This window comes from Pararhizobium arenae (assembly GCF_001931685.1).
Lineage (GTDB): Bacteria > Pseudomonadota > Alphaproteobacteria > Rhizobiales > Rhizobiaceae > Pararhizobium > Pararhizobium arenae.
In genome coordinates this window covers 1-22,840 of the sequence record NZ_MOOY01000004.1, presented here as the reverse complement: position 1 = coordinate 22,840, position 22,840 = coordinate 1, and the positions used below count along the sequence as shown (strand labels likewise).

Here is a 22,840-nt window from a genome sequence, read left to right as displayed (position 1 = left end):
TCGGTTTTGCCTAGATGTCCGCCGCAGGAACATCGAAAACCTCGCCGGGTCGCATGGCACGAAATCGGTCGCGACTGATGTTTCGAGCATCCAGCGCGATATTGAGAGCCAAAAGCGGATGTTCGATGCCCTCGTCCGTGAGTTTAACCGTTCCCCAGTGATGACCCGCGACGAAGGCCGCGCCACACAGTTCCATTCCTTCTACGGCTTCCTCCGGGTTCTGGTGCTGCCCGCGCATGAACCAGCGGGGCTCATAAGCCCCGAAAGGCAGGTTTGCCAGGCGGAAACTGCCGTACTTTTCGCGGGCGGCGCGGTAATTGATACCCCGGTGAAAACCGGTATCGCCGATATGATAGATATTGCCGGCCGGCGTGGTCAGCACGAACGCCGCCCACAAGGCCATGCGGCGATCACCCAATCCGCGCGCCGACCAGTGGTGACAGGGGTCGCAATGCAGATCGATATCCGGCGCGATCGTCAGCGCCTCGCCCCAATCCATTTCGGTAATCCGTGCAGCCGGAAGTCGCCCGCGCATGATCGCCTTGTTTCCGAGAGGCGTTACGATACGCGGGTCCGCACGTTGTTGAAGTTTGTGCAGCGTGTCGAGATCGAGATGGTCGTAATGATTGTGCGTCACGAGAACGATATCGATCGGAGGCAGATCGCCCATGCGAATACCCGGCGGATTGACCCGTTTCGGTCCCGCCCAGGGGAAGGGGCTCGTACGATCCGACCAGACCGGATCGGTCAGGATATTGAGGCCACCAACCTGGATGAGCATCGACGCATGACCAACCATCGTGACGACAAGCCGTTGCTCCGTCACCCGTTCCTCCGGTCTGGCAGGAGGAAAGGGGCTGTCGAATATGTTTGGCCATGGGACATTACCCTTTCCGAATTTCCAGCGAAGCAGATCCAGCGCGCCAGCCGGTTCTTCTCCATCCGGATTGAAGAACCGCGTGCCGTCGAAATGATCGGAGACCGGGCCGGAATAATATCTGTTTACAGCCATTTCGCTTCCTGTCGCGTTGCGTGCCTCGATCAGCGGAAGTGGATCCCTGCAGGCATCCGAATCGCCCTTCACTCCATATAGTGATCGTTATTGCGAGAAAAAATAAAATCCGCACGCAATCAACGTTGAGCGGATCACAGCAAGCGCGTGAATTAGCGCCTTGACAAACAGGTTTGCCTGTCTTTTATTCACGCCTGAAGATTAGGCATATTTCCTTATGCCAAAGACATGACTTCGTTTGTCGAAGGGCAATATCGCCCCACAACGCCCCGGCTTCCGGGAATCGCGTTGTGGGTTTTTTTGTGTTTGGAAAACCGATGCGGGACACGGCTAAGATAGGCATTCTCTACTCGACCACCGGGCCTTATGGCGCGCTGGGACGGGATGGCTGGGCCGGTGCGGAATGCGCGCTTCATGACTGGCAAGCAGCCGGCGGCGAAGGCGTCGAGCTGGTGTTCTTCGATGCCCATGCCGATCTTTCCGCTTATCTGGAAGGTGCCCGCAGCCTGATCCGCGATCACGGCTGCCGCAACATTGTCGGCACGATCACGTCTTCGGCCCGTAAGGAAGTCATTCCGCTGGTCGAGAAGCATGACGGCCTTCTCTGGTACATGTGCCCCTATGAGGGTTTCGAGGCCAATGAGAACGTCATCTATATCGCGGGGTGCCCGAACCAGCATCTCATCCCCCTGCTCGACCATCTCATGCCCCGCCATGGCAACCGGCCCTATCTGCTGGGTGCGAACTATGTCTGGGGCTGGGAAACCAATCGCCTCGCCCGCGAGCTGATCACCAAGGCCGGCGGCCAGATCCTTGGCGAGCGTTATCTGCCGCTGGAAGAAACGGCCGTCGAACGCATCATAGCCGATATCGCCGAAAAGCGGCCGAGCTTCATTCTCAACAATCTGATCGGCCCATCGAGCTACGCCTTCCTTGCCGCCCTGCGCCGTCTCGGCGAACAGAACCCGGCCTTCCTGCCGGAAAATTGCCCGGTCGCGAGCTGCGACCTGACTGAATGTGAGCTTTCCGATATCGAGAAGGGTGCCGCCGTCGGCCAGCTTTGCGCGCTTCCCTATTTCGACAGCCTCGACACCGCCGAGAACCGCGCCTTCAAGGCGCGCGTGCAGGCATGGCGGCCGGAAATCACCCATATTTCCAGCATCTTCGCCAGCGCTTATGCGGCCGTGACGCTCTGCATCGCAGCGATCCAATCCTGTGGCAGCGATGAGCCGATGGCGATCCGCAGGGAAGTCACGTCCCGCACCTGGCCTTCGGTTCTCGGCGATCTTGTCATAGACCCGGCGACAAACCATTCTGCGCTACCCTTCCATCTCGGCCGGATCAATGCCGAGGGCGGCTTCGATGTCATCGCCTCGCGGCCGGCAATCGTCGCTGATCCTTACCTCACCGGCGAGCGCGCCCGCCCTGCCCCGTCGCTCAGGGTGGTGTCATGATCAACACCCCGAATTTTGCCGGCTGGCGCGCAACGATCCTTGCAGAAGAAGACGGCAACACCGACAGGCTACGCCGCCAGCTCGCGCTTCTGGGCGTTTCCGCTTCGCTACAATGGCTGCCTCTCTCGCCCATCGACCTACCGGATCTCGTCATCGTCGACGCCGATCGCGGCTGGGATGAGTTGTTACCCTGGCCGGAAGGCAAGCCGGCACGCCCGGTTGCGGCGCTTCTGGGTTCGGAAGCCCCCGGTCGGATCGCCTGGGCCATCGGTTGCGGCGCTTCAGCGATCATTCCGAAACCCGTTTCCGCCTCAGCGATTTATCCCGCCCTCGTATTGGCCGTCGCCTCCCATCAGCAGCGCATGGAAGCTGATGCCCGCGTGGCGAAACTCGAAGAGCGCCTGCGTCTGCTTCCCGTGGTCTTTGCCGCCATCAACCGGCTGAAGACGGAGCGGCAGATCGATGACGAAGAAGCCTACCGGCTGCTCCGGGAATGCGCGATGGAGCGCCGTATGCCCATGGAGCAGCTCGCCGCCTTGTTTCTTGGCGGATCAAAAGCCCTGAAGGATGTCGGCTGATGCGTGTTCTCAAAGAAATCTGCCGGCAGCCGACGGCGCTTTTCGGCCTTGCGGTCGTCCTGATCGTCATCGCCATGGCGATCGCCGCCCCGCTGATCGCACCGCTCAATCCCGATGAGCAGATGTTCGACGGCCTGACGCTGGAGGGCGCACCCATGCCGCCGGGTGCTCCGTTCCTGCTCGGTACGGACACGCTGGGGCGCGATCTCTTCTCTCGCATGCTGTTCGGCGCCCGCACATCGCTGATCATCGGCCTTGTCGCCAATGGCATCGCCGTTGCCATCGGCCTGTTCGTCGGCACCACCGCCGGCTACATGCGCGGCTGGGCCGGCAATCTGTTGATGCGCTTCACCGATCTGATGATGGCCTTTCCCGCGCTGTTGCTCGCCATCGTGCTCGCGGCGCTTCTGAAGCCAAGCCTCTGGATCGTCGCCATGGTGATTGCGCTGGTCAACTGGGTGCAGGTGGCGCGCATCGTCTATACCGAGACGCGCGGGCTGGTGGAGCGCGATTTCATTCTGGCCGAACGCTCCCTTGGAGCGGGGCACGGCCGCATCCTGCTCCTGCATATCCTGCCGCATCTCATTCCGACGGCCATCGTCTGGGGCACGCTCGGCATTGCAACGACGGTGCTTCTCGAAGCGACCCTCTCTTTCCTCGGCATCGGCGTGCAGCCACCGGACCCGTCCTGGGGCAACATCATCTTTGAAAGCCAGAGCTATTTCCAGGCCGCTCCCTGGCTGGTGTTCTTCCCCGGCGCTGTGATCCTTTTGACCGCGCTCGCCTTCAATCTCGTTGGTGACGCCTTGCGCGATATCCTCGATCCGACCCAGCGGGGGAGAGGCTGATGCTGTCCGTCTTTCTGAAGCGCCTGATCCAATCCGCGCTAATTCTGTTCGGCGTCGCCGCCATCACCTTCGTCCTGCTCTATGCCTTGCCGGCCGACCCGGCCCGCATGTTGGCAGGACGCAGCGCGACGGCGCAGACGGTTGCCAATATCCGCCATGAGCTCGGCCTCGATCAGCCTCTGCTCGTCCAGTTCATGCACTATATTGGCGGTCTGGTGCAGGGCGATCTCGGCCGCTCCTATGCGCAGAAGACCGAGGTCATCACCCTGATCGCAGCCCGCCTGCCCGCGACGCTGACCTTGATGGCAGCCGGCATCCTGATCGAAGTCGTCATTGGCGTGACGCTCGGAACGCTGGCTGCCTTGAATCGCGGCAAGTTCATCGATCGTGCCGTGATGACCACCGCCTTCGTCGGCGTGTCGGCGCCGCAATTCGTGGTCGCCCTGCTGCTGCTTTACGTGTTCGCGGCAACGCTCGGCTGGTTCCCCATGTCCGGCTACGGCACTCTCTCCCATGTCGTGCTGCCCGCCGCGACGCTCGGCATCCTAGGCGCCGGCTGGTATGCGCGCATGGTTCGCTCGGCCGTTGTCGATGTTCTCAATCAGGATTATGTGCGCACCGCCCGCGCCAAGGGGCTCTCCCAGCGCCGCATCATCCTGCGCCATGTGCTGCCCAACGCCGTGCTGCCGATCATCGCCATGATCGGCATCGATATCGGCCAGTTTATGGGCGGCGTGGTGGTGGTGGAGGCGGTCTATGGCTGGCCGGGCATCGGCCAGCTTGCCTGGCAGGCGATCCAGCAGGTGGACATCCCGATCATCATGGGGGTCACGCTCACCTCTGCGCTTGCCATCATCATCGGCAACCTCGTCGCCGATTTCCTCGCGCCGGTCATCGACCCGCGCATCCGTTCAAACTGAAGTCCAGCGATCAAAAAGGGGAACTAAAAATGTTCAGACGCATGCTTCTCAGCACCACCACGGCGGCGTTTCTTGCGCTGATGCCGTTTGCCGCCAGCGCGCAGGATACACCTGCCCAGGGCGGCGATATCGTCGTTACCTACAAGGACGACATCACCACGCTCGATCCGGCGATTGGCTATGACTGGGTGAACTGGTCGATGATCAAGAGCCTCTATTCGCGCCTCGTCGATTACGAGCCGGGCACGGCCAACATCGTGCCCTCGCTTGCCGAAAGCTTCACCGTTGCGCCGGATGGCCTCACCTACGAATTCAAGCTCCGCAAGGGCGTCAAGTTCTCGAACGGCCGTGAAGTCGTGGCCTCCGACGTCAAGTATTCGATCGAGCGCGCCGTCAATCCGAAGACGCAAGGTCCCGGCGCCGGCTTCTTCGGCGCAATCGCCGGCTTCGACGACCTGACAGGTGGCAAGTCCGAGACCCTCTCGGGCATCGAAACCCCGGATGACGGCACCGTAATCTTCAAGCTGTCGCGCCCGGATGCGACCTTCCTGCATGTGCTGGCAATCAACTTCGCCTCAATCGTGCCGAAGGAAGCCGTGGACGCGGCAGGCGGCGATTTCGGCAAGAAACCGGTCGGCTCCGGCACCTTCATCCTGAAGGACTGGACGATCGGCCAGCAGCTCGTCTTCGAGCGCAACAAGGACTATTACGTCAAGGACATGCCGCATATCGACAGCTTCAAGGTCGAAGTCGGCCAGGAGCCGCTGGTGGCGCTCCTGCGCCTGCAGAAGGGTGAGGTCGACATCGCCGGCGACGGCATTCCGCCGGCAAAGTTCCTGGAGATCAAGAACTCGCCGGAAGGCGCGCAGATGATCGTCGATGGCGAACAGCTGCACACTGGCTACGTGACCCTCAACACCAAGGTGAAGCCCTTCGATGACGTGAAGGTGCGCCAGGCCGTGAACATGGCTGTCAACAAGGAGCGCATCACCCGTATCCTGAACGGCCGCGCAACGCCCGCCACCCAGCCGCTGCCGCCGCTGATGCCGGGCTACGACAAGGCCTTCACCGGTTATGCCTATGACGTCGAAAAGGCCAAGGCCCTGCTCGCCGAAGCCGGCCATCCCGATGGTTTCGAGACGGTGCTTTACGCCACCAACACCGATCCGCAGCCGCGCATCGCCCAGGCGATCCAGCAGGATCTGGCCGCCATCGGCATCAAGGCTGAAATCCGGGCTCTCGCCCAGGGCAACGTGATCGCGGCCGGCGGCACCGAAGGCGAGGCACCGATGATCTGGTCGGGTGGCATGGCCTGGATCGCCGACTTCCCGGATCCGTCAAACTTCTACGGCCCGATCCTCGGCTGCGCCGGCGCTGTTCAGGGCGGCTGGAACTGGTCCTGGTATTGCAATGAAGATCTCGACAAGCGGGCGATGGCGGCTGACGCCATGTCCGATCCGGCTCAGGTTGCCGAACGTCAGGCCGTCTGGGGCAAGATCTTCACCGATATCATGGCGGATGCGCCGTGGGTGCCGGTCATCAACGAGCGCCGCGTCGTTGCCAAGTCCGTTCGCATGGGCGGCCCGGACAACATCTACATCGATCCGACCCGCGTCATCAATTACGACGCGATCTTCGTAAAGCCATAAGCTGAAGCACATGCCTTCTCCCGCCCACGCGGGGGAAGGCACCCTACCGAGGAAACAACCAGAAAAATCGAGGCATCGCCCATGTGTGTCGCTTGCAATCACACCATTCACCGCGCCCAGCACAATTTCGGCTGGAACAAGGATTTTCCGCCCGCTTTGACCGCAAAGCCGGGTGAAACGATCCTGTTCGAGTGCCTGGATTCCTCCGGCGGCCAGCTCGGCCCGGATGCGACGCTCGACACGCTGGCCGCTCTCGATTTCGGCAAGATCAATCCCGTCTCCGGCCCGGTCTATGTCGAAGGCGCCGAACCCGGCGACGCGCTGAAGGTGACGATCCGCAAGTTTCATCCCTCCGGCTATGGCTGGACGGCAAATATTCCGGGTTTCGGCCTCCTGGCGGACCAGTTCAAGGACCCGGCTCTGCATGTCTGGACATACGATACGGTCTCGATGGAGCCTTCCGCCTTCGGTCCCGGCGGCCGCGTGCCGCTAAAGCCCTTTACCGGCACCATCGGTGTTGCGCCTGCGGAAGCCGGTCTTCACTCCGTCGTTCCGCCCCGCCGCGTCGGCGGCAACATGGACATCCGCGATCTCTCGGCAGGCGTAACGCTCTATCTGCCGATCGAGGTTCAGGGTGGTCTCTTCTCCGTTGGCGACACCCATGCCGCCCAGGGCGATGGCGAGGTTTGCGGCACTGCGATCGAAAGTCAGATGAACGTCGAGCTGACGCTCGATCTCGTCAAGGGCGCCAATTTGCAGACGCCGCGCTTTACCACCACCGAACCCGTGACCCGCCATCTCGATGGCGCCGGCTACGAGGTAACGACCGGCATCGGCCCCGACCTGATGACCGGCGCACGCGAAGCCGTCATGCGCATGGTCGATCTGCTCACGGCCGAACACGGCATGAACCCGGTCGATGCCTACATGCTCTGCTCGGTCTGCGGCGATCTTCGGATCAGCGAGATCGTCGACATGCCGAACTGGGTCGTCTCCTTCTACTTCCCGCGAATCGTCTTCGCATGAGCGACACCAAATCCCGCCCCGCAACCGTGCTTTCGGTCCGTGACCTCTCGATCGACGCACGCACGCCAAGCGGGTTGAAGCGGATCCTCGACGGTATCAGTTTCGATCTTGCCGCAGGCGAAACGCTGTGCCTCGCCGGCGAATCCGGCTCCGGCAAATCCGTGACCTCGCTTGCGATCATGGGGCTTTTGCCGAAAGCGTCACTCAGGGTCGCCTCCGGCGAAATCCGGCTCGGAGATACGGACCTGCTTCGCCTGTCCGAAAAGGCGATGCGGCAGGTGCGCGGCGGCGACGTGGCGATGATTTTCCAGGAGCCGATGACCTCGCTGAACCCTGTGATGACCGTTGGTACCCAGCTTATGGAGGCAATCCGCGAGCATCAGGATGCGGCCAATGCGGAGGATGTGGCCAAGCACATGCTGGATGCCGTCCACATCACCGATCCCGCCCGCCGCATGACCCAATATCCACATGAACTTTCCGGCGGCATGCGCCAGCGCGTGATGATCGCCATGGCACTCTCCTGCCGCCCGAAAGTGCTGATTGCTGACGAGCCGACGACCGCGCTCGACGTCACGGTTCAGGCGCAAATCCTCAAGCTGATGCGCGAGCTGAAGCAGGAATTCGGCACCTCGATCGTCATGATCACCCACGACATGGGCGTGGTCGCCGAAATGGCCGACCGCGTCGTGATCATGCAGAACGGCAAAACCGTCGAGCAGGGCGACGTGATGGATATCTTCCATCGTCCGTCAGTCACCTATACCCGTGAGCTCTTGGCCGCCGTGCCGCGGCTCGGCACCTATGCCGGCACGGACGAGCCGCCGCGGATTTCCTCCGCCCCGATCCGGCCGCCCTTCCCCAAACCCGTCCTCGAAGTCTCCGACCTTACCGTCACCTATGGCGGCAAAAGCGGCTGGTTCGGCCGTGGCGCGGAAGTGCCTCCGACGGTGAAGGGCATCAGCTTCCGGCTGGAAGCCGGCCAGACGCTTGGTCTCGTCGGCGAAAGCGGCTCGGGAAAATCGACCACCGGCAAGGCCGTGCTCGGTCTTATCCCGTTCAAGGGCACTGTGCGCATCGACGGACAGGATATCGCCGGTCTTTCGGCCCGCGCCATGCAGCCGATCCGGCGCACGGCACAGATGATCTTCCAAGATCCTTATGCTTCGCTCGATCCGCGTATGAGCGTCGGCGCGGCCATTGCCGAGCCGCTGGTCATCCATAAGATCGGCAACGCCTCCGAACGGCGCGACCGGGTGGCAGCCCTCCTGAAGCGTGTTGGTCTGACGCCGGATGCAGCGGAACGCTATCCGCACGAGTTTTCCGGCGGACAACGCCAGCGCATTTGCATTGCACGCGCGTTGGCGCTCGAACCAAAACTCATCATCGCGGATGAAAGCGTGGCGGCGCTCGACGTCTCCGTGCGCGCCCGCGTGCTCGATCTGATGCTCGAGCTCCAGGAACAGATGGGTCTCGCCTATTTGTTCATCTCCCACGACATGGCGGTTATCGAGAAAATGGCCCACTCCGTCGCTGTCATGCGCGGCGGCGAACTGGTGGAGATGGGCACACGGCGGCAGGTGTTTGAAGAACAGCGGAACGAGTACACCCGCAAGCTCATTGGCGCGGTGCCGATACCTGACCCGGAAGTTTACCGGCGGGTGGCTGCGGGATAGCCGCTCTTTGAGATTTTCCCGCCGAAACTCTTCATTCTCCTGATCCAGCTTGCAGCCGAAGGTAATCCTCCTCTACAGGTGGTCTCGTGGATCAAGGGGCGGGATGTGCAACGCAAGCAGACGCTGACAGAACGACTGAGCCGAAGCCTCAAGACGGCGATCATGGACGGCGCGATAACGCCGGGCACGCTGCTGACGGAAGTTCCACTGGCTCGGCTCGTCGGCTCAAGCAGGGTACCCGTGCGAAGCGCTCTCCAGTTATTGCTGGACGAAGGCCTGATTCACAGGGCAGGCGCAAGGGGCTATGTCGTCGGCGCCGCTGGTGTGGACATCATTCGCGTCCCCCTGGAGCAATCCCTCGGATCCCTTTCGATCCTGCACGAGCCCCGCATCAATTTTGCCTGGCAGGCGCTTTACGACGATGTCGAGGCTCAGGTCGTGCATCGCTCCTTTTTCGGGAGAACCCGCATCAACGAACATGAACTGGCCCGGCACTATGATGTCGGTCGCACGGTGGCGCGGGACGTCCTCTCACGGCTGGAAACGCTTGGCATGCTGGAAAAGGACGAAGCCTCCCGCTGGTCGGTCGTCCCGCTGGACGAGCGGCGTATCCGTGAACTTTACGAAATCCGCGAACATCTTGAACCGGTGGCCATCGCAGGCGCAATCGGCGCCGTGAGCGACGCGGAGCTCGACGGGATGACCGCCCGTCACGCCGACGGCCTGGCCCGCTACCCCGACATCAGCGCCGCGGAAATGTATGATCTCGAAGTCGACCTGCATGTGCGCTGCGTAGAGCGCAGCCAGAATCGCGAACTCGCCCAAATCCTGCAACGGACCCACTGCGTTCTGACCCTATCGAAGCATACGGTGGGGACGAAGGTCGCCAAGCTGCCGCGTGAAGCCCTGTTCGAAGAACATATGGCCGTCTTTTCCGCCATGCGCTGCCGTGACAGCAGTGCGGTTCAGGCGGCAGTGCGGGATCATATCCGCAACTCAATGCCAAACGTGGTCGCGAGAGCGCAACTGGTGCGCAACGAAGGAAGTCCGCAACCCGCCAGTTTCTTCGCCTGACAAACCTGTTCAGGTGATCGCGCCAACCTGCCACGGCACGAATTCGTTGTCGCCGTAATCATAGAGCTCGCTCACGGTTTTCTGCCCGGAGGCAACGGCAATGATCTGCTCGAAAAGCTTTTCACCGGCGCTTTCGATCGTTTCGATCCCGGTCACGATACCGCCGGTATCGATGTCCATGTCCTCGCGCATATGCTCGTACATTTCCGTGTTGGTGGCGATCTTGATGGTTGGAGCCGGCTTCCAGCCGGAGACGGAACCACGCCCCGTGGTGAAGCAGACCACGTTGCAGCCGCCAGCCACCTGTCCGGTCACGGCGACAGGGTCGTAACCCGGTGTATCCATGAAGACAAAACCCGGTTGGTCGATAATCTCTGCATATTCGTAAACCGCCTTGAGCGGCATCGAGCCCCCCTTGGCCACCGCACCCAGGGATTTTTCTAGAATGGTGGTCAATCCGCCCTGTTTGTTGCCATAGCTCGGATTGTTGTTGAGTTCCGCACCGTTGCGCGCCGTGTAGTCCCGCCACCAGTCGATCCGGTCCATCAGTTTCTGCGCGATTTCAGGACGCACGGCCCGGCGCGTCAGCAGATGTTCGGCGCCATAGATCTCTGGCGTTTCGGCCAGACAGGATGTTCCCCCATTACGAACGATGAGGTCGGACGCATAGCCAAGCGCCGGATTTGCCGTGATGCCGGAATAACCGTCGGAGCCACCGCATTCCAACGCGACTTTCAACCCGGATAGCGGTTGCGGCGTGCGTTTTGCCGCGTTTACCGCAGGCAGCATCTCGCGGATCATCTCGCAAGCAGCTTCGATTGTCTTGCGCGTACCGCCCATCGCCTGGATGGTCATGGTCCGGAAGCGCTCGCCCTCCTCCAGCTTGTAATGCTCCAGAATTGGCTGGATCTGGTTCGTCTCGCATCCGAGCCCGATCATCAGAATACCGCCGAAGTTGGGATGACGGGCATAACCCTGTATGACACGGGTCAAATACCGGTAGCCCTCGGATGTGTTGCTGACAGCACAGCCCAAGCCATGGGTGAGGGCCACGACGCCATCGACATTGTCGAAGCCATCAAGTCCGCCCATCCGGTTGAAATGATCGGCGATGTAGCGGGATACCGTGGCCGAACAGTTTACAGTCGTCAAAACGCCGATAAAATTGCGTGTGCCGACGCCGCCGGTGCCGCGGTCGTATCCCATAAAGGTGCGACGCGCGGATGTGGGGAGCATTCCGAGCTCTTCGATCTCGGTCGAGAACTGATGATCGGCATGCGATTCCGACATGGCCAGATTGTGAAGGTGGACATGAGCCCCGGCTTCGATCGCCTGTGTCGCCACGCCGATCACCTGCCCAAATTTGCGCAACTCAGCGCCCGCCGGCAGCGGGCGCAATGCCACCTTGTGACCCCGCGGAACAAGCTGTGCCGCAACAACACCGGAAATCCCGGTCGCTTCCCCAGCCACAATCCGTCGGCGCGCAACGGCAACATCATCTGCAGGGTTCAGCAGGATTGCGGCAGCATGGGTGTCAGCAGGCATCGAACGTTCTTTCTGTATATTGCGTGCAGTCAACAAGGATGATGGAGCAAGCAATTGTCAAGCGTTATTAACCGTCGGATGTTCAGTCCAATCACTTCGGTGGTGACAGCGTGGCGAAGAAGGACGGCAAGCTAACGCAGATCGTTGCCGACGTGGCGCCGGGCAAGAATGTGTATCAGAAAGTCTCAATCTGATTTACGGCTTGAACACAGAAGAGCCCACCTATTCCTTGGCCAGCACAAAATCGTGCTCCACCTGCCAGAACTTGCCGTCAAAGCCGAGCTCCTTGGCCCGCGCCGGATTATCTGTCAGGCGAAACTCGGCAAGCAGGCTTTCCTTGACGCCGAAGACAGCATCCGAGTGGATGTAGGGGTCATCCGGATCGAAGATGTGGGTTGTCAGCGTTTCGAAACCGTCTGCCTTGATGATGTAGTGCAGGTGCGCCGGACGGTAGGGGTGGCGGCCGAGATGGCCGAGCAACTGGCCGACGGGGCCGTCATCCGGGATCGGGTAATATTTCGGCTTCACCGCGCGGAACCAGTAATGCCCGTCCGCACCGGTGCGGAAGATGCCGCGCAGGTTGAAGTCCGGCTGGATGCCCTTCTGCTGGACGTCGTAGAAGCCTTCGTCATTCGCCTGCCAGACATCGATGACGGCGTTTTCGATCGGCCGGCCCTCAGTGTCGAGGATGCGGCCGCCAATCACCATGTCCTCGCCCTTCTGGTCGAGGCAGATATTGGCGCCCATCGGCAGTTCCGGCGCATCCGCCACATGAAACGGCCCGAGCACCGTGCTTTCGGAGGCACCGGATGGCTTGCGGTTGTTGATCGCATCGACCAGCATCGAAACGCCAAGCACATCCGACAGGAGGATGAACTCTTGCCGCCACTCGTTGCACATATGGCCGGTGCGGGTGAGGAAGAGAACGGCATCCATCCACTCCTCCTGCGTCGGCTCCAGCTCCTTCACCGCCTCGTGCAGCTTGCGTGTGACGACCTCCATGATTTCCTTCAGCCGCTCGCTTTTTGCATCGACGTTGCGGCTGGTGACCACCTCGACGGAATTTTCCTCGGTGAAATAGCCCTTTTCCTGAGCGCTCATGATGTCCTCACCGGTCCAGAATGATCTTCAGCACGCGGCGCAGCTCGCCTTCGGGATCGCCGATCGCCGCATCCGCGCGCCACGCGATGTGGTGATCCGGCCGCACCAGCAACGCGCCGGAATCGCGGATTTCGCGGGCACGCGCCCAGTCGCCGGTCAGATCCTGCCAGGGCTGGCGCGGGCCGATCTTGTGGACTGTGATCGGCAGGCCAAATTCTTTCGACAAGGCTTTTGCCGCCGCCACCCAGCCATCGCCGCCGATGCCCGTGAGGATGGTGAAGACGCCGTGGCCGGTAAGGTCTAGGCTCGACACCTTACCGCCATCGGCGCCAAACAGCCAGGCATGGGGCAGCCGTGCGCCCGGCCAGCTCGTCGGCTGGAAATGCAGCTCCGCGTCCTTTTCGAAAGCCGGCTCCAGCTGGCCGTCTTTCACCACGGCATTGGAGTCATATCGGTGGTTCATCTCAACGCCGTGGGCATCGAATTCGTAGACCTTGTTGGCGATCGCCTCCCGAATCGCAGCGCGCTGACGCTCGGCATCGGCGGTATCGTCGCAACGCGCATCCATGTTCTGCTGCATCTTCACCGGATCGACGGAATCGAGCAGGCCGAGCGCCTTAAAGATCGGGCCGAACTCCTCGATCGACTTGTTGGCGCGGGTGACGATCTGCTTGGCGACCGGCGCACGTTCCGCCTGATAGCTGTCGAGCAGCCCCATGCCCGCCTGCCCGCGGATGACCATTGCGAGCTTCCAGGCGAGGTTGAAGCCATCCTGAATGGATGTGTTTGAGCCGAGACCGTTTGAGGGCGGATGGCGGTGGGCGGCATCACCCATGCAGAAGACGCGGCCATTCGACAGCGTCGTCGCGTACATATTGTTGACCGTCCAGGTGGAGACCGACTTGATGGTCGGCTTCAGATCCGGCACACCGACGAGATCGCGCACGACCTTGGTGGCGAAGGCATCGTCAACCTGCGGCGCGGACTGGTTGATGTCATAGCCCCAGACGATCAGCCATTCATGCCAGGGTCGCACCATGCGCACGAGCCCCATGCCGATGCCGCCGACATCGGCGCCGGGCTGCAGCACCCAGTAAAGCACCGAGGGACGATGGGCGACATATTGCGATAGATCGCATTCGAACAGGATGTTCATGGAGCCGCCGACGCCCATCTTGCCTTCAAAAGTGAGCCCCGCATGTTCGGCGACCTTGGAGTTGCCGCCATCGGCACCAACAAGGAACTTCGAACGGATGATAACCTCCTTGCCGGTCAACCGATCGAGGCAGGTGGTGGTGACGCCCTCGTCGTCCTGCACATGGCTCAGATATTCCGTCGACATGCGCGACTGGGCGCCGCGCGAACAAGCCGTCTTGAAGAGCAGCGGCTCCATATAGGTCTGCGGAAGGTCATTCATGCGGCCAGGCGACGTCAAGATATGTTCGGCGCGGGAGAGCGGGTGGTTGCCCCAGCTCTGCATGCGGCCGATCTCTTCGCCTGCGACGGCGGTGCAGAACACGTTCTGGCCCATCAGATCCTGTTCGGTCGCGAACATATAGGCCTCGTCCTCCACGTCGCGGCCCAGATCGCGCAGAACCTCCATCGTGCGCTGGTTGGTAATGTGCGCACGCGGCGTTGTCGCCAGCCAGCGATAGCGGTTGATCACCAGCGGCTCGAGGCCATAGGTCGCCAGAAGTGCTGCCGTGGCAGAGCCTGCCGGTCCCGTTCCAATGATCAAAACGTCGGTGGTGATGTCAGCCATGCGGCCCTCCCTTATCATCCCTACTGTGTGGTCCGCCCTTCAGCAGGCGGCGGACCGGAAAGAGTTCCCAACCGGTGCGGTCGGAGATCAGCCCCCAGAGACCCCGGGGCGCAAAAAGCATGGTGACGATGGCAAGCGCCCCCAGCGCCAGCAGATACCAGGAGCCGTAGCTCGAAAAGGCATTCTGCAGCAGAAAGAAGACGATGACGCCAAGGATCGGGCCTTCGATGGTGCCGATGCCGCCGATGACAACGATAAAGACGACATAGGCCGTCCAGTCGGTGAGCGAGAAAGCGGCATCCGGTGAGATGCGGGCTTTCTGCAGATAGATGAGCGCGCCGACGATGCCCGTGAGAAAAGCGGTCAGCAGATAGATCGCGGTCTTCAGCCGGCGCGCCTCGACGCCAAGCGCACGGGCGGCTGTCTCGTTGTCGCGCACCGCAGCAAGGCCTAGACCCTGCTTGGAGCGCAGCAGCTTGTAGACGAAGCCGATGGTGAGCGCGGCAAGCGCCAGCGCCAGCCAGTAGGCGAGCGCATCGGCAGCGGCGGAAGACCGCATGCCGAACCAGTCCTGTAGCAGCGAGAGACCGAGCATGTCCTTCGTCGCCTCGCGCGGCATCGACGTTCCGGTGCCGCCGCCCAGCGTTTTCCATTGCGCGAACAGCAACCGCCCGACCTCGGCGATGACCCAGGTGCCGATTGCGAAATAGGGGCCATAAAGCCGGAAGGCAAAGAAGGCCGTGGGTGCGGCAACGACCATTGCAAAAAGGCCGGCGAACGGGATGGCGAAAATCGGGTCGAAACCCGCAAGGATCACCAGACCGAAAAGTGCATAGGCGCCGCAGCCGACGAAAAGCTGCTGGCCGACGGAGATCAAACCGGCATAACCGGCAAGAAGGTTCCAGTTCTGCGCCAGCGCCAGCATGGTGAGGATGAAGAACAGATCCTGCACCACGCCGCGCGACACGAGGAAGGGGGCGGCGGCCAGCGCCACGACGGCCATAAGGGAGACGACTGCGAAGATGCCGGAAAGCCGTGTGCGCGTTTCCACCCGCCAGCCTTGGGGCGTTTCGATCTCGTTGCTCATGGTTTCAAAACCTGTGGTCATGGCGTCTCAATCCACTGCCCGAGGGAAAAGGCCGCGCGGCCGGAAGAGAAGGACAAGAAGGAAGGCGATATGCCCGGAAAGGATCTGCCATTCCGGATTGATGGCGGCACCGACGGTCTGGGCGACGCCAAGGATGATCCCGCCGGCAAGCGTGCCCCAGAGCGAGCCGAGCCCGCCAATGATCACGGCTTCGAAGGCATAGATCAGCCGCGCCGGTCCGGCTGTCGGGTCGAAATTCGCCCGCGTGCCGAGATAGAGGGCGGCGACGGTCACGATCATCATCGCAAGGCCGGTTGCGATGGCGAAAATCGCGTTCGGCCGGATGCCCATGAGGCTCGCCGTCACCACGTCATCCGACGTGGCGCGGAAGGCGCGGCCGAGCGCGGTGCGATAGATCAACTGGTTCAGCGCGACGATGACCAACACGGCCGAGGCAAAGGTGACGAGCGGCATCACGCCGGCACTGATACCGCCGAAATTGACCGAGGCCGTTTCCAGCGCGCCGGCCGAGATGCGACGGCTATCGGCGGTGAAGCCTTCAAGCAGACCGTTCTGGATGACGATCGACAGGCCGAAGGTAACGAGCAGCGGCGGCAGGATATCCTTGCCGAGCGTGCGGTTGAGCAGGTGATACTGCAAGAGCCAGCCAATGCCGAACATCATTGGCGCTGCGATAACGGCCGCCAAGAAAGGATCGAGTCCGAACGTCGAGACGATCAGCAGGATGAGGAAGGCGGCGAGCACGATCAGATCACCATGGGCGAGATTGACGAGCCGCATGATGCCGAAGACGAGGCTCAAGCCCGCCGCGAACAGGGCATAAAGCCCGCCGAGCAGCACACCCTGCAGAAGCGTATCAATGAAGCTCATGGGTCTCTGCTCCGAAATAGGCGGCGTGGATATCAGCGCGGTCAAGTTCGGCCGGGCGGCCGGACAGGGTGATGCGGCCCTCCATCATGCAATAGACGCGATCTGCGACCTTCAGCGCCTGAGCGATATCCTGCTCGACGATGACGATGGCCGCACCTGTCGCGCGGATTTTCGAGAAGGCAGCGTAGATATCCTTGATGATGACGGGTGCGAGGCCGAGGCTGAGCTCGTCGCAGAGCAGGATCTCCGGGTTCGACATCAGCGCCCGGCCGATCGCCACCATCTGCTGCTGGCCGCCGGACAGTGCAGTGGCCGGATTGCGGCGACGCTCCTTGAGGATCGGGAAAAGCCCGTAGATGCTCTCGAGCGTCCACGGGCCTTCGACCTTGCGGCCATAAGCGCCGACCTGAAGATTTTCCTCGACGGTAAGAGACGGAAACAGCTTTCGCCCCTCCGGCACCAGCGCGATGCCGCGGCGCACGACGTCGGGTGCGGCCAGCGCGCCGATTGGCTCGCCACGGTGCAGGATCATCTCCGGACGATTGGCGATGACGCCCGCTATCGAGCGCATCAGTGTCGATTTGCCGGCGCCATTCGCGCCGATGACCGCGATGGTCTCGCCGGCATCGAGCCGGATATCGACGCCAAAGACGGCCTGCAAATCGCCGTAGAAAGCCGTAAGGCTGCGGGTTTCGATGAGGCTCGGCATCAGACCTCCATACCCAGATAGATTTCGCGAACCTCGCTGGAGGCCATGATCGTCTCGGGATCGCCGATGCCGATCACCCGGCCAAAATTGAGCACAAGGATGCGCTCGACCACCGCCGTCAGGGCATGCAGCACATGCTCGATCCAGATAACGGCGATGCCGCGCTGATGCACGCGCTTGATCGTCGCGACGAGCTGACGGCATTCGCCTTCGGTCAGTCCGCCGGCAATCTCGTCCAGCAGCAGAAGTTTTGGCTGGGTGGCAAGCGCGCGGGCGAGTTCCAGCCGCTTGCGCTCCAGCAGGGTGAGCGAACCCGCCGGCACATTGGCCTTGGCGATCAGGCCGGTCTCGACGAGGGTATCGGCGCAAAGATCGGCCACCTCGCTCTCCTTCGCCTGCGCGCCAAAGGCTCCTGCGACGAGCAGGTTTTCATACACCGTTAGCCGCTCGAAGGGTTGCGGGATCTGGAAGGTGCGGCCCATGCCAGACAGACAGCGCTGCATCGGCGGCTGATGGGTCACGTCGCGGCCATCGAAGCGGACGGTACCGCTGGCGACGGAAAGCGTGCCGTTGATCAGATTAAACAGCGTGGACTTGCCCGCGCCATTCGGCCCGATCACGCCCAGCGCCTCGCCCGGCTCTACTGCAAAGCTGATGTTTTCGGCCACGACCAGTGCGCCGAAGGATTTCGAGACTGCGGTGAGTTCCAGTATGGGCATCGGTTTTCTCAGTTTCTTGTTTTAGCTTTCGGAGAGCCCCTCATCCGGACTGTCGGCCACCTTCTCCCCGCGCGCGGGGAGAAGGAATATGCGGCACGCTCGGTATTCCCGATCCCGCTCCGTCGTCCCCTCTCCCCGCAAGCGGGGAGAGGGCTAGGGTGAGGGGCAATCCCGGAAACAACCTCTACGCCAAAGCCTCCAGCTTCCCGCCCAGTGGCACATTCGGCGCCAATCCGTTTTCCACGACAACGAGATCATAGCCGCCGCCGGATTTCAGCCGCCACTGGCCACCGACCAGCGGCGTTTTCGCGACGTTTTTCTGGGCGAAGGGCGGCAGCTTTTCGTTGCCCCAGGCGACCGGGCCGACCAGCGTATCGAGCTTGGTCTCGCCGATGGCCTTGGCAACCGCATCGCCATCGGCAACATCCTCGGCTCGCTTCATCACATCCACGGCAAGCTCGAACAGCGCATGGGCAAAGCCGATCGGCTGCGTCCAAGGCCGCCCCGTCGCCTTGCTGAAGGCATCCGCCACCGTTGCCGCCGTCTCGCCCGTCAGCGACGACTTGAACGGATGGCTTGGCGTCCACCAGACCTCGGTCGACAGATTGTGCCCGGCCTCGCCCAGCGCCTCCACCGTCTGCGGGAAGAGCAGCGCCTTGCCGATCGAGGCGATCTTGGGCTTCAGGCCCTGCTGCTTGGCCTGGTTCCAGAAGGTGGTGAGATCGGGCGGGATCATCACGCCGGTCAGGATATCGGTTTGCCCCTGTTTGAAGGCATTGATCTGGGCGGAAAAATCATCCGTCAGGTTCTGGTAGCGGCCGGTATCGGTCAGCCCGTAGCCCAGCTTTTCAAGGACCGGCGGGAAGCCGACGACCTTGTCGCCCCAGGCATTGCCGTCGCCATCATTCGGGAAGAGGCCGCCGACCTTCTTGTTGGTCTCGATTTGGCCCCACATGCCGGTGAAGACGGCGATGATATCCTCGAGCCCCCAAAAGAAATGGTAGGCATAATTGAACGGCTTCCACGAGGCCGGATCGCCTGGATTACCCTGCTGGCCGATGAACCATGGCTGCCATGGGGCAACGGTCGAGATGCAGGGCATCTCCTCGGCCTCGCAGGTGGTGGAAACCGGATTGGTGGTTTCCGGCGTCGAGGAGACCAGCATCAGGTTTATCTCGTCATCGACGATCAGTTCCTTGGCCACTTCCGCCGCCCGGTTGGGGTTGGACTGGCTATCCTTCACCACCACCTCGTAATTGAGGCCCATGCTTTTGGTCGTCGAAAGAAAGGCGTCGATCACGAACTTGTCGGCCTCGCCGAAAGCGGCGAGCGGTCCGGTCTGCGGGCTGACATAGCCGAGCTTGATCGCCACATCCTGCGCAATCGCCGGCGCGGCAAGGCCCGATGTGGCGAGAACGGCCCCGCCGGCCGCCGTCGTCTTCAGAAAATCGCGTCTGGTAAACATGCTTTCTCCCATTGTCGTCTCTCCTCCCAAAGAGCGCGCCCAGCGGCGTGCGAGATATCAGTCCATCGGCCGGCGGCCCTCCCAGGCGTCCTGCAGAAGTGCGCGGATCGACGCCTTGTCGATCGGCCGCGGATTCCAATAGGGGTTTTCGACGGCGATCGATGCGGCGCGATCAAGATCGGCTTCACTCAGCCCGAAATCCTTCAGGGACAACGGCGCGCCGATGGCCTTGGCGAAATCCCAGAGCCCGCCGCCAATGGAACCCCCGAAGATCTCCGCCGCTGCTGCAAGTTCCGATACAGCGGCGCGGGCGTTGAACGCGGCGGTGTGCGGCAGCATCACCGCATGGGTTTCCGCATGCGGCGTATCGAAGGAGCCGCCCAGCGTGTGGCAAATCTTGTGATGCAGCGCCATGCCGACCGTGCCGAGCACCGTGCCGCAGAGCCAGGCGCCATAGAGCGCATCGCTGCGAGCCTCGGCGTCGCGGGGCGACGCGACGATCTTCGGCAGGCTGCGGGCGAAGGCGCGCAGACCCTCCAGCGCCATCAGCGTCGAGATTGGGTTGCGGTCCTGTGCGTAGAGCCCTTCCACGGCATGGGCCATAGCGTTCAGACCGCTGGTCACGCTCATCGCGACCGGGAGGCCGAGCGTCAGCACCGGATCGTAGATGACAACTTCCGGAAGGATCTTCGCATCCCGCACCATCGTCTTGCGGCCAGCCCCGGTCTGGCCGAGGATCGGCGTGACTTCCGAGCCTGCATAGGTGGTCGGCACGACGATCTGCGGCAGGTCCGTGCGATAAGCAATCGCCTTGCCGAGCCCGGTGGTCGAGCCGCCACCCAGCGAGACGACACAATCCGCGCCGGTCTCAGCCACCACCTTCATCGCCGCGTCCGTCACATCGACCGGCGTGTGGATGGTGGCGCCTGAAAAGATGCCGCAGGCGAGATCGCCGATTTCGCGCGCCAGAGCCTCGGCATCGGCCTTTTGCTGCGGCGTCGACAGCACCAGCGCCCGCTTACAGCCGGACTTTCTGATCCACTCTGCCACCTGGCCTTTGGTACCCTCGCCGAAGACAATGCGCGCCGGGCTACCGGCATAGGAAAAGAGCTGGGTCATACCGCTCTCCCCGGCTTGGCGCGCATCATGACGAATGTGAGGCTCACAGCCTTGCCGCGCTTGCCCGCGACGTCGGCGGGCTCGAAGCAGGTGACCAGTTCCGGCCGCACGCCGAACAGGGCATCCTCGGAAAGATGCGGATCATTGGCATCGTAGATATGCGTCGTGATCGTCTCGAACCCCTTGGCGCGGATAACGAAATGCAGATGTGCCGGCCGCCGCAGCGGATAACCGGCCTCGGCCAGCAGCCGCCCGACCGGCCCATCATCCGGCACGCCATAGCCGGAAGGCACGACGGAGCGGTAATCGAAACGGCCTTGCGCATCCGTACGAAACAGGCCGCGCAGATTGTGCTCCGGCTGCAGGTCCGGCTGCTGGTTCTCGTAGAAACCTTCGGCATTGGCCTGCCACGTCACGACCTCTGCGCCGGGAATGGGCAGCCCGTCGAGATCCTCTACCCTTACCGAAACGGCGAGAGGCTCGCCGATACCATCGAGCGAGATGGAGGAACCGGAAGCGCGCTCAGGCGCATCGTTGCGAAAGAAGGGGCCGCGGATGGTGTTGGGCGTCGCGCTCTTCGGACGGCGGGTGTTGATCTCCTCAACGAGAGCGGAAGCGCCGATGAGATCGGAGAGAAGCACCCATTCCTGCCGGCGCTCGTCGGAGGCGTGGCCGACTTCCGTCAGGAAAGCGATGACCTTGCGCCACTCGTCCTGCGTCGGGCGAAATTGCTTGATGAGATCGTGAACATGGGTGACGGCGGCGGCGATGAGCTGCGGCAGATTGCTATCCGGACTTGCGGAAAAACGCTCGGCGAAGGCTTGCGACGATGTCGCTTCGCTGAATGTGAGCGCTTTAGCACCCAACGACATGCTTTTCCTCCCAAATCCGCCGTGTTGGTAAAGGGAATATAGCAGTCGGAAATGGATGGATTGATGATTTTGTTCGAGATCAATATAACGGATCGTTATGAAGATTGATGAACGCCACCTGATCCAGCTTGCCGCCGTCGTCAAGACCGGCGGTGTCACAGAAGGGGCCGCCCTGCTGGGCATGGCGCAGCCTGCCGTCTCGCGCACGCTGTCCATGCTTGAAAAGCGGGTCGGCGAGCCGCTGTTCATCAAGGGCCGCCGGCCGCTGCAAGCGACGCCCTTTGGGCTTGCGCTTGCCGAACATGGCTTCGTGATGCTGGCAGCTTCGCGAAAAGCCTCCGATCTTCTGGAAAGCTTTCGCATCGGCAAAAGCGGCGTGGTGCGCGTGGGCGGCACGCCTTTTTTTATGGATGCATTGATCGCCGAACTCTGCGCTGAATTCCAGACGCGTCATCCCGATGTGCGTATCGACCAAAGCTACGGCTATTTTCCCGACCTGCGCGCCGCGCTGAAGGCTGACCAGATCGACCTTGCCATCTGCCCGATCGATATTCTCGACGAGGGTTCCGGGCTCGAGTTCCAGCAGATTCTTCCCGGCCGCAACGTCATCGCCTGCCGGGTCACTCATCCGCTGCTGTTGAAGCGCCGGCCGCAACCGAGCCACCTGCTCGATTACCCCTGGGTCGCACCACCACCGGGAAGCCCTCTTATGACCGACCTGCGGGCGTTGCTTCTCTCCTTCGGCGCGACCGAGATCAAGATCCGCTATTCCGGCGGCTCGCTGATGGGCGTGATCAACTATCTGAAATCGGCCGATGCGCTCACCGTAATGCCCCACAGCGTCGTCTTCGCCCAGCGCAAGGAAAAGACAATCACCGCGCTGCCGGTGAACATCCCTCACCCGGAGCGGGCGCTTGCGATCCTGAAGCGGACGGACGCCCCGCGCACACCCGCCGTCGAACAGTTCGCAACCTTCATCCGAACCGACTTCCAAGACCTGCGCCATCTCATCAAGCGGCACGAAGAGGCCGTCATCTGGGGCGTTTGAGAGACGCGTGGCTTCCAGAGTTACAGTGCATCTGGTTCAATGTTCTCAAAAAAGTTCGGATATTGGTTCTGTGTAATGTTGATCGTCCACGCCTGGACGTTGGCACACGCAAATTGCCCTGATGGAATATCAGCTGTTTCAAATACAGCGTGATACATCATGCCGACTGAGCGACTGCGTTTACTTTATTTTTATGTTTTATCACGTCGAAAGCCCGCGTCCATTTCTGGCTGCGGGCTTTTTGATGTGTTTGTTGGTTGCGGGGGCAGGATTTGAACCTGCGGC

Annotated in this window: 20 protein-coding genes; 9 read left to right on the top strand and 11 right to left on the bottom strand. The window is 61.9% G+C overall.

The genetic code is table 11. The features are described 5' to 3' along the window. Window positions 1-10 precede the first annotated feature (10 nt). A complete protein-coding gene (locus BLX89_RS09475) occupies window positions 11-1,012 on the bottom strand; it encodes an MBL fold metallo-hydrolase (RefSeq protein WP_075291077.1) in 1,002 nt (333 codons plus the stop codon). 317 nt (window positions 1,013-1,329) lie between these two features. On the opposite strand from BLX89_RS09475, the gene BLX89_RS09470 reads away from it, so the two are divergent. From BLX89_RS09470 to BLX89_RS09435, 8 genes are all read left to right on the top strand, one after another. After that, window positions 1,330-2,466 (top strand): transporter substrate-binding protein, encoded by a 1,137-nt coding sequence (locus BLX89_RS09470; RefSeq protein ID WP_075290486.1) that lies wholly within the window; start codon window positions 1,330-1,332, stop codon window positions 2,464-2,466. Beyond that, window positions 2,463-3,044: an ANTAR domain-containing response regulator gene (locus BLX89_RS09465; protein ID WP_075290485.1), complete on the top strand. Its 582-nt coding sequence runs from the start codon at window positions 2,463-2,465 to the stop codon at window positions 3,042-3,044. Before BLX89_RS09470 ends, BLX89_RS09465 begins: the two co-directional genes overlap by 4 nt. Then, window positions 3,044-3,892 (top strand): ABC transporter permease, encoded by an 849-nt coding sequence (locus BLX89_RS09460; RefSeq protein ID WP_075290484.1) that lies wholly within the window; start codon window positions 3,044-3,046, stop codon window positions 3,890-3,892. Before BLX89_RS09465 ends, BLX89_RS09460 begins: the two co-directional genes overlap by 1 nt. Further along, on the top strand, window positions 3,892-4,812 hold the full coding sequence (locus tag BLX89_RS09455) for an ABC transporter permease (RefSeq protein WP_075290483.1): 921 nt from the start codon (window positions 3,892-3,894) through the stop codon (window positions 4,810-4,812). Before BLX89_RS09460 ends, BLX89_RS09455 begins: the two co-directional genes overlap by 1 nt. Window positions 4,813-4,841: 29 nt before the next feature. After that, entirely contained in the window at window positions 4,842-6,461 is a 1,620-nt protein-coding gene (locus BLX89_RS09450; RefSeq protein WP_075290482.1) for an ABC transporter substrate-binding protein, read from the top strand. Between the two features lie 81 nt (window positions 6,462-6,542). Then, complete coding sequence (locus BLX89_RS09445) at window positions 6,543-7,487, top strand: acetamidase/formamidase family protein (RefSeq protein WP_075290481.1); 945 nt, start codon at window positions 6,543-6,545, stop codon at window positions 7,485-7,487. Further along, the gene (locus BLX89_RS09440; protein ID WP_075290479.1) at window positions 7,484-9,163 is read left to right on the top strand and encodes an ABC transporter ATP-binding protein; all 1,680 of its coding nucleotides are present in this window, start codon (window positions 7,484-7,486) and stop codon (window positions 9,161-9,163) included. Before BLX89_RS09445 ends, BLX89_RS09440 begins: the two co-directional genes overlap by 4 nt. 105 nt (window positions 9,164-9,268) lie before the next feature. After that, a complete protein-coding gene (locus BLX89_RS09435) occupies window positions 9,269-10,237 on the top strand; it encodes a GntR family transcriptional regulator (protein WP_245292799.1) in 969 nt (322 codons plus the stop codon). A 9-nt stretch (window positions 10,238-10,246) separates the two neighbouring features. Here BLX89_RS09435 and BLX89_RS09430 read toward each other — a convergent pair whose 3' ends face one another. From BLX89_RS09430 to BLX89_RS09385, 10 genes are all read right to left on the bottom strand, one after another. Continuing rightward, window positions 10,247-11,782: a UxaA family hydrolase gene (locus BLX89_RS09430; RefSeq protein WP_075290475.1), complete on the bottom strand. Its 1,536-nt coding sequence runs from the start codon at window positions 11,780-11,782 to the stop codon at window positions 10,247-10,249. Window positions 11,783-12,004: 222 nt separating this feature from the next. Next, window positions 12,005-12,883 (bottom strand): intradiol ring-cleavage dioxygenase, encoded by an 879-nt coding sequence (locus tag BLX89_RS09425; protein WP_075290474.1) that lies wholly within the window; start codon window positions 12,881-12,883, stop codon window positions 12,005-12,007. A 7-nt stretch (window positions 12,884-12,890) separates the two neighbouring features. Beyond that, window positions 12,891-14,645: an FAD-dependent oxidoreductase gene (locus BLX89_RS09420; protein WP_075290472.1), complete on the bottom strand. Its 1,755-nt coding sequence runs from the start codon at window positions 14,643-14,645 to the stop codon at window positions 12,891-12,893. Continuing rightward, a complete protein-coding gene (locus tag BLX89_RS09415) occupies window positions 14,638-15,753 on the bottom strand; it encodes a branched-chain amino acid ABC transporter permease (protein ID WP_075290470.1) in 1,116 nt (371 codons plus the stop codon). The genes BLX89_RS09420 and BLX89_RS09415 overlap by 8 nt, the downstream gene beginning before the upstream one ends. A gap of 6 nt (window positions 15,754-15,759) precedes the next feature. After that, window positions 15,760-16,623, bottom strand: coding sequence for a branched-chain amino acid ABC transporter permease (locus tag BLX89_RS09410; RefSeq protein ID WP_075290469.1), 864 nt, complete (start codon window positions 16,621-16,623; stop codon window positions 15,760-15,762). After that, on the bottom strand, window positions 16,610-17,332 hold the full coding sequence (locus BLX89_RS09405; RefSeq protein WP_075290467.1) for an ABC transporter ATP-binding protein: 723 nt from the start codon (window positions 17,330-17,332) through the stop codon (window positions 16,610-16,612). Before BLX89_RS09405 ends, BLX89_RS09410 begins: the two co-directional genes overlap by 14 nt. Then, window positions 17,332-18,051, bottom strand: coding sequence for an ABC transporter ATP-binding protein (locus BLX89_RS09400; RefSeq protein ID WP_075290465.1), 720 nt, complete (start codon window positions 18,049-18,051; stop codon window positions 17,332-17,334). The genes BLX89_RS09405 and BLX89_RS09400 overlap by 1 nt, the downstream gene beginning before the upstream one ends. A gap of 184 nt (window positions 18,052-18,235) precedes the next feature. After that, window positions 18,236-19,516, bottom strand: a complete 1,281-nt coding sequence (locus BLX89_RS09395; protein ID WP_075290463.1) for an ABC transporter substrate-binding protein — start codon at window positions 19,514-19,516, stop codon at window positions 18,236-18,238. Between the two features lie 57 nt (window positions 19,517-19,573). Continuing rightward, window positions 19,574-20,635 (bottom strand): maleylacetate reductase, encoded by a 1,062-nt coding sequence (locus BLX89_RS09390; RefSeq protein ID WP_075290461.1) that lies wholly within the window; start codon window positions 20,633-20,635, stop codon window positions 19,574-19,576. Beyond that, window positions 20,632-21,507, bottom strand: coding sequence for a dioxygenase family protein (locus BLX89_RS09385; protein ID WP_075290459.1), 876 nt, complete (start codon window positions 21,505-21,507; stop codon window positions 20,632-20,634). Before BLX89_RS09385 ends, BLX89_RS09390 begins: the two co-directional genes overlap by 4 nt. Before the next feature lie 97 nt (window positions 21,508-21,604). On the opposite strand from BLX89_RS09385, the gene BLX89_RS09380 reads away from it, so the two are divergent. Further along, window positions 21,605-22,555, top strand: coding sequence for a LysR family transcriptional regulator (locus tag BLX89_RS09380; protein ID WP_075290457.1), 951 nt, complete (start codon window positions 21,605-21,607; stop codon window positions 22,553-22,555). The last annotated feature ends 285 nt before the right edge of the window (window positions 22,556-22,840 follow it).